This window comes from Paracraurococcus ruber (assembly GCF_004353985.1).
In the GTDB taxonomy this organism is placed as follows: Bacteria; Pseudomonadota; Alphaproteobacteria; order Acetobacterales; family Acetobacteraceae; genus Paracraurococcus; species Paracraurococcus ruber.
On sequence record NZ_SMOA01000061.1, the window covers coordinates 21,350 to 30,162 of the forward strand.

7 protein-coding genes are annotated in these 8,813 nt (G+C 73.4%); 4 read left to right on the top strand and 3 right to left on the bottom strand.

What is annotated here, in order from left to right; translation table 11 throughout:
• Nucleotides 1-31: 31 nt before the first annotated feature.
• From E2C05_RS13445 to E2C05_RS13455, 3 genes are read left to right on the top strand one after another with little or no spacing between them, the layout of a single operon-like run.
• Entirely contained in the window at nucleotides 32-2,572 is a 2,541-nt protein-coding gene (locus tag E2C05_RS13445; RefSeq protein WP_133220153.1) for a glycosyltransferase family 2 protein, read from the top strand.
• Entirely contained in the window at nucleotides 2,569-3,972 is a 1,404-nt protein-coding gene (locus E2C05_RS13450; protein ID WP_133220154.1) for a glycosyltransferase, read from the top strand. The genes E2C05_RS13445 and E2C05_RS13450 overlap by 4 nt, the downstream gene beginning before the upstream one ends.
• The gene (locus E2C05_RS13455; RefSeq protein WP_133220155.1) at nucleotides 3,969-5,072 is read left to right on the top strand and encodes a hypothetical protein; all 1,104 of its coding nucleotides are present in this window, start codon (nucleotides 3,969-3,971) and stop codon (nucleotides 5,070-5,072) included. Before E2C05_RS13450 ends, E2C05_RS13455 begins: the two co-directional genes overlap by 4 nt.
• Nucleotides 5,073-5,093: 21 nt before the next feature.
• On the opposite strand, the gene E2C05_RS13460 is transcribed toward E2C05_RS13455, so the two are convergent.
• Entirely contained in the window at nucleotides 5,094-6,194 is a 1,101-nt protein-coding gene (locus E2C05_RS13460) for a serine hydrolase domain-containing protein (protein WP_133220156.1), read from the bottom strand.
• Between the two features lie 245 nt (nucleotides 6,195-6,439).
• Here E2C05_RS13460 and E2C05_RS13465 point away from each other — a divergent pair, with 245 nt between their 5' ends.
• Nucleotides 6,440-7,450 carry a hypothetical protein gene (locus E2C05_RS13465; protein ID WP_133220157.1) on the top strand — a complete coding sequence of 337 codons (1,011 nt, stop codon included), beginning with the start codon at nucleotides 6,440-6,442 and terminating at the stop codon, nucleotides 7,448-7,450.
• Between the two features lie 58 nt (nucleotides 7,451-7,508).
• Here E2C05_RS13465 and minE read toward each other — a convergent pair whose 3' ends face one another.
• Together minE and minD are read right to left on the bottom strand one after the other, a co-directional pair.
• Entirely contained in the window at nucleotides 7,509-7,796 is a 288-nt protein-coding gene (gene minE / locus E2C05_RS13470) for a cell division topological specificity factor MinE (protein WP_133220158.1), read from the bottom strand.
• Between the two features lies 1 nt (nucleotide 7,797).
• On the bottom strand, nucleotides 7,798-8,619 hold the full coding sequence (minD, locus tag E2C05_RS13475; protein ID WP_133220159.1) for a septum site-determining protein MinD: 822 nt from the start codon (nucleotides 8,617-8,619) through the stop codon (nucleotides 7,798-7,800).
• Nucleotides 8,620-8,813: the final 194 nt, after the last annotated feature.

The following is an 8,813-nucleotide window of genomic DNA, read 5'->3' on the forward strand; positions in this document are numbered from 1 at the left end:
GCCGCCCGTGCCCGGCCGGGACCGCCGGCCGATGAGCGCCGCCGAGGCCGAGGCGCTGTCGCGCGCCGCCCATGTGCCCGGCCATTACGGCCGCATCGAAGCGGTGGAGATCGGCACCCGCTTCCTCCTCGTCAGCGGCTGGGTCGCGGGGCCGGAGGGCAGCACGCCGAGCGAGCCCATCGCCCTCGGCCTGCCCGACGGCACGCGCTTCGCCGTCACCCGCTTCCTCCGCCGGCGGGACCTGGCGGAACGCGGCATCGCCAGCAAGCCCTGCGGCTTCCTGCTGGACATCCCGCGTCCCGACGAGGATGCCGCGGCGCTGGCCCTGACGCTGAGCGCCGGCGCGCGGGACCTGCTGACGCAGCCGGTCGCCGACCTGCTGCCGCGCACCTTCCGCCCGCGCGGCCACCTGGACCATGTCGCGCCGGAACGCCTCGCCGGCTGGGCCTTCGATCCCGCGCAATGGCATGGGCCGGAGAATGAGGGGCTGCTGGAACTGGTGGTGGATGGCGAGGTGCGCATCGCCCTGCCGCGCAACACCGCCCGGCCGGACCTGCCCTATACCGCCGCCGCCGCCGGACGCCCGCTCGGCTTCGAGCTGGGCCTGCGCGACGTGGCGCGGCTGATGGCCGCCGCCGGCCAGCCGCGCACGCTGCTGGAAGGCGAGCATGCCTATGAGCTGCTTGCCGGCGGCCACCGCATCGGCAGCCTGCAGGGCAGCGTCGCCCGCCCCGCGCGGCTGCTGCGCCGCGGCGGCACGCCCGCCGCCCTCGACCTGCCGACCGCCCTGCCCACCCTCGCCAAGCCCGCGCCGGCGCGGCCCGAGCCGGACGGCTATGTCGACTGGCACGGCTATGCCAAGGGACTCGGCGGCTGGTTCTTCGGCGGCTGGCTGCGCGGCGAGCAGATCCGCGGGGTCGAGACCTGCCGCGCCCTGGCCCGTTTCGAGGATGCGACCCTCGAGGTCGAGGCCGCGGTCAGCGCCTATCCGCGCAGCGACGTGGAGGGGCTCGGCCTCGGCTACATCGCCTATGTGCCCAGCCTGCAGGGCGATCCGGGGCTGCTGCAGGCGCTCGACCTCGATCTCGAGGGCCCGCGGCGGCTCGCCCCCAGCCTCGGCACCGGCCGGATGCCGGAGAAGGAGCTGCTGCCGCTGGTGCGCAACCTGCTCGGCGCCGCGTCGCGCAAGCCGCGCACGCCGCTGCTGAAGGTGCTGAGCCAGCCGGTCTACGAGGGCGAGGACACGCTGCCGAAGCTCTCGGCACCGGTGCATGTCGAGATCGACTCGCTCTTCATCGCGCCGGGTGCCGGCGCGGTGCTGACCGGCTGGTGGCTGGACCCCACTCAGGCCATCGCCGGCATCCGGCTGCGCATGGGCAACTGGCTGTCCGCCCCGCTGGCCGAGCGCTGGATCGGCACCGAGCGCAACGACATCCGCGAGGGCTTCGAGGCGAAATACCCGCTGGAGCATGCGAAGCACGGCTTCGTCGCCTATGTCGAGGCGCCCGAGCTCGACCCGCAGCGCGCGCATCTCGAGATCGAGCTGGCGACCGGCGAGACCGGCTTCAAGCCGCTGCCCGCGCCCGCCGCCGCCGGCGTGCAGGCGATCCGCCGCATGCTGGGCAGCATCCAGCTGGCACCGGACGAGGTGGTGGACCGCTGCGACCGCGTGATCGGCCCGCCGGTCGTCGCGCTGAACCGCCAGCGCCTGGCGGCCGCCGGCCGGCCGAGCATCGCCGAGGTCGGCGACCTGCCGGCGCGGCCGCGCTGCTCCGTCATCATCCCGCTCTATGGCCGCATCGACTACCTGATGTACCAGTGCGCCCTGCTGTCCGAGCACGGGCTGCCGGCGGACGAGCTGGTCTATGTGCTGGACGACCCGCCGAAGAAGCAGGCGGTGCTCGACCTGGCGCAATCGGCCTGGCGGCGCTTCGGCATCCCGATGCGGCTGGTGCTGCTGCCGGAGAATCTCGGCTACGCCCCGGCCAACAATGCCGGCCTGGCGCAGTGCCGCGGCGAGTATGTCTGCTACCTCAACTCGGACGTCATGCCGCAGGAGCCGCGCTGGCTGGACCTGATGGTCGGCGCACTGGAGCAGGACCCGACGCTCGGCATCGTCGGCGGCATGCTGACCTTCGAGGACGGCACGATCCAGCATGCCGGCATGACCTTCAAGCGCCTGCCGCAGCTCGGCAACTTCCCCTATGCGATGCATCCCGGGAAGGGCCGCATCCGCCCGCCCAGCCGCGGGCTGCAGCGGGCCGAGGCGGTGACCGGCGCCTGCATGGTGCTGCGGCGCGACCTCGCGCAGGAACTCGGCGGCTTCGACGAGGCCTATGTCGTCGGCGATTTCGAGGATGCCGATCTCTGCTTCCGCATCCGGGCGAAGGGCCTCGACTGCGCGGTGCATGAGGATGCCGTGCTCTGGCACCTGGAGCGCCAGTCGCAGGGCACGCCGGGCAATTTCTGGCGCCACAACCTGACCCTGGTGAATGGCTGGAGCTTCGCCCGCCGCTGGGGCCACCTGTTCCCGGAGGCAGCGGCCGAGCCGGCCGTGCTGCGCCTGGCATGACCCGCACCACCGACCGAAAGGGCACCGGCATGTTCCGCGTCCCGCTGCGCAGCTTCGCCCGGCTGCCCGAACCGCCACCCGCCCGCCCCGTGGCGCCGCCGCCGCGGCCGGCGGACCGCCGGCCGATGCGCGTGCTGGTGATGTCGCACATGGACCCGCGCGTCTCCCGCGGCGGGGCGGAGATCGCCGCCTTCCAGATGTACGAATACCTGAAGGCGCAGCCCGGCGTGACCACCTGGTTCCTCGCCGCCGCGCCGGGGAAGATCGGGGAAAGGCTCGGCGTCCGCCTCATCCAGCCCTTCGGGCCGGACGACTATGCCTATGTCGGGCACGGCTTCGACCACTTCATCCACTCGAACTCGGACCCGGAATTCCCGCCCGAGTTCATGACCCTGCTGCAGGACCTGAAGCCGGACCTGGTGCATCTGCACCACTACACGAATTTCGGGATGGAGGCGCTGCTGCAGATCCGCCGCGCCCTGCCGGATGTGCGGATCGTCGTCACGCTGCACGAGTATCTCGGCATCTGCAACCACTTCGGCCAGATGGTGAAGCGGCCCAGCTTCGCGCTCTGCGACCGGTCCAGCCCGCGCGACTGCCACAAATGCTTCCCGGAGATCTCCGAGCAGGACTTCTTCCTGCGCGAGCTCTTCATGAAGCGGTTCTTCCGGCTGGTGGACCACTTCGTCTCGCCCAGCCACTTCCTGATCGACCGCTATGTCCGCTGGGGCCTGCCGGCCGAGCAGCTGTCGATGATCGAGAACGGCATGCCGATCCGGCCGGCCAGCGCCCGGCCGAACCGCTACCCGGACTTCGCCAACGGGCTGATGGTCGGCTTCTTCGGGCAGATCTCCGCGCTCAAGGGCATCAATGTCCTGATCGAGGCGGCGCGCATGCTGGACGAGCAGGGCGTGAAGAACGTCCGCATCGACGTCCATGGCGACCATTCCGGCCAGCCCGAGCCGTTCCGCCGCGATTTCGAGGCGAAGCTGGCCAAGGCGCCGCCGAATTTCTCCTTCCGTGGCCCCTACGAGAACCGCCGGGTGGATGCGCTCATGCGCTCGGTCCATGCCGTGCTCGTCCCCTCCATCTGGTGGGAGAACTCGCCCCTGGTGATCCAGGAGGCGCTGCTGAACCGCCGCCCGCTCATCTGTTCCGACATCGGCGGCATGGCGGAGAAGGTGCGCTACGGCCAGGACGGCTTCCACTTCCAGGCGGGCAGCGCCTACTCGCTGGCGATGCTGCTGCGCGGCCTGGCGGCCGAGCCGCAGCGGCTGCTGGCGCTGCAGGACACCATGGCGGTGCCGCCGACCATCGCGGAGACCGGCGCCGCCATGCTCGACCTCTACGAGACCACGCTGCGCGCCGCGCGCGCCGATGCCAGGGAGCAGGCCGCATGACCATCCGCGGATCCATCGACGAGATCACGCCGCTCTTCGCCGCCGGCTGGGCGCATGACGACCGCGCGGCGGAGCCGCTGCTGGTGCAGGCCATGGTCAACGGCGCGGTGGTGGGGGAGGCGATCGCCGATGCCAGCCGCCCCGACCTCGCCGCCGCCGGCCTCGGCGACGGCCGCTGCGGCTTCCGCATCGAGTTCGGCGCGCCGGTCGATCCCGGCCAGCTCGCCTTCGTCTCGGTGAAGCCCGACCGCGGCGACGTCGAGCTGCCGCGCACCAACCTGACCGGCTATGTCGACGCCTTCCGCGCGCTGCGCGCCCGGCATCCGGGCGTCGGCTGGACGCGCAGCATCCATGGCGGCCTCTGGACCGACCGGGCGGATGCCCGCCGCCGCCTCGCCGGCCGCGTCGCCATCGGCGCCGTCGGCGTCGAGACGGCGGAACCGCTCGGGCGCCTGATCGAGGCCGGGCATGTGCTGCTGCGCGGCGCGCTGGCGCCGGTGGGGCTGGAGGCCCGCGCCGCCGAGGCGGTGGCGCGGCTTCCGGAAGGCCCGCTGTCGCCGCGCGGCAGCCTGGACGAGGGCGACGTGCTGGGCGCCCTGCCGGCGCTGCTGTTCCGCGACGCCGCCCTCGGCCTGCTGCGCGGCGCCTTCGACGACCAGCCGCTGGTCTGCCGGGCGGAGCTGGCGCGCGGCGTCACCGGCTTCGCCCAGCCGAGCACGGCCGAGCCGCTGCCATCCCCCACCGAATGCGCCGCGCTGGTCGCGCCGGTCGGGGAAGGCCGGCTGCTGCTCGACATCGTCCGCGACAGCCATGCGCTGCCGGAATTCACCCCGGCCGGCGAATCCCGCTGGCTGGCGGGCAGCGCCGCCAGCCTGGCGCTTGCCTCGGCCGCCGGCGCCTCGCTCGACACCGTCCTGCTCGGCGAGACCGACCTGGCGGTGATCGCGCCCGGCACGCTCTACCGGCTGCGGGTGCCGCAGGGGATGACGGCGCTGGTCGCCCTGGCGGTGCCGAACCGGCAGACGCCGCTCCGCTTCCTGACGGGCGAGTTCGGCGACTTCACCCTGCGGCACCATTCCGGCGCGGTGCTGGCGATGTAGCCGGCGGGCGTGCCGCGGCGGTCAGCCCCGCAGCGCCGCCCCCACCATGGCCATGAAGCCGTCCAGCCGGGTCGCATCCACCCAGCGCAGCACCGCGACCAGGTCCTGCTCCGGATCCACCCAGGTGATGTTGCCGCCGGCGCCGGAGAAGCAGAAGGAGGACGCGCTGGCGGAGGGCCAGCGGGTCCGCCCGGTGTTCAGCCACCACAGCAGCCCGTAATGCGGGTTCAGCGCGCAGGGCGTGCGGCAGGCCGCCACCCAGCCCGCCGGCAGCAGGCGCCGCCCGTCCCAGACGCCGTCCTGCAGGGCCAGCCGGCCCACCAGCGCCTGGTCCTCGGCATGGATGAAGACGCCGCCGCCCCAGTGCCCGCCGCCCGGCACGCTGTGCAGCCGCCGCCCGTCCTGCTCCACCCAGCTCGTCTCGTAGCCATGCCATTCCCAATCGGCGGAGGCGCCGATCGGCCGCATGATCCGCTCGGCGAAGACCTCCGGCAGCGGCCGGCCGAAGCGGCGCAGCAGCGCGAGCGAGAGGCGGTTCACCCGTACGTCGTTGTATTCCCAGTACTGGCCCGGCGGGTGCAGCGGCCGCGGCAGCCCCTTCCGGCCCTGGCCTTCCACCGTCAGGTTGCGGCCGCGATCGATCACGTCGGACTTGCCGAAGAGCGTGCCTTCCCATTCCGAGGTGTTCTGCAGCAGCTGCCGCCAGGTGACGGCGCCGTTCTGCTTCCCCTCGAACCCGCCGTCATCGACCAGGTCGCGCACCGGCGCGTCCAGGTCGGGGACCAGCCCGTCGGCCACGGCGATGCCGGCCAGCAGCGCCAGATAGGATTTCGCCACGCTGAAGGTCATGTCGACCTGCCGCGTGTCGCCCCAGCGCGCCGCCGGCCGGCCCCGCCGCAGGATCAGCCCGTTCGGCGCCCCGCGCGGCCGCACCGGGCCGAGGATGGCGTTGTCCGGCGGCGGCTCGAAGAACCCGGCCTCGAGATGCGCGCGGATGTCGCGCGGCCAGGGCGATTCGTGGTCCAGGGCGAAGCGCACCGCCGCCGCCAGCGCCTCGGCCTCGAAGCCCGCCGCCGTCGCAGCCGCGGAATGCGGCGCCATGCCGTCCTGCCCCATGCCCATGCGTCCCGTCCCCTGCCCCGCCGTCATCCCGTTGCCTGTCGCCCTGCGGCTTCGGACGACCGCCGGGAAACGCCCGGGCCGCGGCGAAGAGGCGTTCCCAGGGCAACGCAAAGCGCTGTAGAGCGGATCGCCGCAGGGTGGAATGACCCGCCCGGCCGCCCCGCGCCCTGTCCGCTGGCCTGGCGCCGCGCGGGGCGCGGCCGCGGCGGACGGGATCGCCGGCGGGGTCGGCACGGGAAGGGCGCATGGACGACGGTGGGAGGATGTCCGGCACCGGGACGGAGGGCGCGGGCGCAGCCCCCGCCCTGCCCGCCGTGACGGCGGCGGAGGCCATGCTCGACGCCGCGCTCGCCGTCTCCGCCGGCGGGATGCTGCATGCGCGCGCGGCGCGGCCGGAATTGCGGCTCGAATCGCGCGATCCCCGGCGCTTCATCGTCACCACCCCCTGGCACGAATACAGCGGCGACCTGTCGCAGGGCCTGGTGCTGCAGGCCATCCGCGGCCCGGCCGGGCGGCCCGGCGCGCCGATCTGCCATTCCGGCAACCTGCTGGAGTTCCGCCATCGCGGCCGGAAGGTCGCCCTGGATGTCGAGGCGCATATCGTCGACTACGGGCTGCGCCGCCTGCCGGGCCGCGTGGTGCTGTTCCATGAGAGCCGCTTCGCGCGGCGCGAGGGGCTGCTGGGCCGCCGCCACCCCTTCGCCCGGCTGCGCTACGACTATGCCGTCCTGGCCGACAGCCCGGTGCTGGAGCTGACGGTGACGCTGACGGTCGAGCCGGCGAGACGCCTGGTGGCGCCGCGCCTGACCACGGGCGTCGACGCGCTCGACCCGGAAGACGGGCCGACGCGGATGCGCCGCCTGCTCGCCTGGGGGCCGGCCGGCCGATCCGCCGCCATGGCCGCGGCCGGCCAGGCGGCCGCCGCGCTGCATGCCGGGCCGGCCTTCCACCTGGCCCTGCCGGAGGAACCGGTCGCCGGCGACGGACCGCGGCAGGCCTGCCATCTGCGGCTGCTGGACGGGGACCGGCTGATGCGCGTCACCGGCACGCCGGGCCGCGATGGCGGGCTGCACTGGCTGGTGCTGCGCTATGCCTGCCCGACGCTGGCCGGCGGCGCGTCCGTGACGCTGCGGGAGGAGCGGCTGCGGGTGACGGACGCGGAGGTCGACCCGTCGCCGGAGGCGATGGACCGCGCCATGGAAACCAGGATCGCCGCGGCCATGGAGGCTGCGGCCCGGCAGCCGCCGGACCGGTGACGCAACGGGCCAGCGGCCGGCCCTCGCGCGCGGCCGCCCTAGGCCGGCGCCCGCCGCGTCAGGCCCGCGCCTCGGCCGGCGCCGGCTTGGCGCCCGGCAGCTCGATCTCGATCGCCAGGGTCGAGATGTCGCCGCCGCGGTCGAGGTTCACGTTCACCTTGCCGGGGTCGATGGCGATGTAGCGCGCCACGACCGCGACCAGGTCCTGCTGGAGCCGCGGCAGGAAATCCTCCCGCGCCCGGCCGATCCGCTCATGCGCCAGGACGATCTGCAGCCGTTCCTTGGCCACGCCGGCGCTGTTCGGCTCCGGCTTGCGGTTCTGTTTGAAGAAGTCGAGCCAGCTCATCTCAGGCAGCCCTCCCTCCGAACAGCCGGCGCAGCAGCCCCGGCTTGCGTTCCGGCTCCAGGAAGCGGTGCGGCAGGTCCTCGCCCAGGAAGCGCCCCACCGCATCCTTGTAGGCCTGCCCGGCGACGCTCTCTGCATCCATGATCACCGGCATGCCGGTGTTGGACGCCCGCAGCACGCTTTCATTCTCCGGGATCACGCCGAGCAGCGGGATCGCCAGGATCTCCCGGATGTCGTCGAGCTTGAGCATCTCGCCGCGCTCGACCCGGTTGGGGTCGTAGCGGGTGACCAGCAGGTGCTCCTTCACCTTGTCCCGCTTGTCCTCCGCCCGCTTCGACTTCGACTGCAGGACGCCGAGGATGCGGTCGCTGTCCCGCACCGAGGACACCTCGGGGTTGGTCACCACCACCGCCTGGTCGGCGAAATACAGCGCCAGCAGCGCGCCCTTCTCGATCCCGGCCGGGCTGTCGCAGACGATGTAGTCGTGGTCCTTCGACAGCTCCTCGATGATCTCGGCCACGCCATCCTTGGTCAGCGCATCCTTGTCCCGGGTCTGGGAGGCGGGGAGGATCGACAGCGTCTCCACCCGCTTGTCGCGGATCAGCGCCTGGTTCAGCCGCGCCTCGCCCTGGATGACGTTGACGATGTCGAAGACCACGCGCCGCTCGACGCCCATGATGAGGTCGAGGTTGCGCAGGCCCACATCGAAATCGATCACCACCGTCTTCTTCCCGCGCTGGGCGAGGCCGGTGGCGAAGGCGGCGCTGGTCGTGGTCTTGCCCACGCCCCCCTTGCCCGATGTGACGACGATCACCTGCGCCATGAACGCATCCCCCTGCTGCAACACGTCCCCCGGGATCCCGCCCGGGTCCATCCCCTTGGCCCGTCGGGCCGGCCACCTGGCCGGCACTCGGTCCCCCCTGCGGCCATCGGCGCCGGTCCGGCGCCGCGCCGCGAAGCACCCCGCCCCGCCGCGCGCCCTGCCACGTGCCCCGTCGCCCGCCCCGCCGCCGCGGC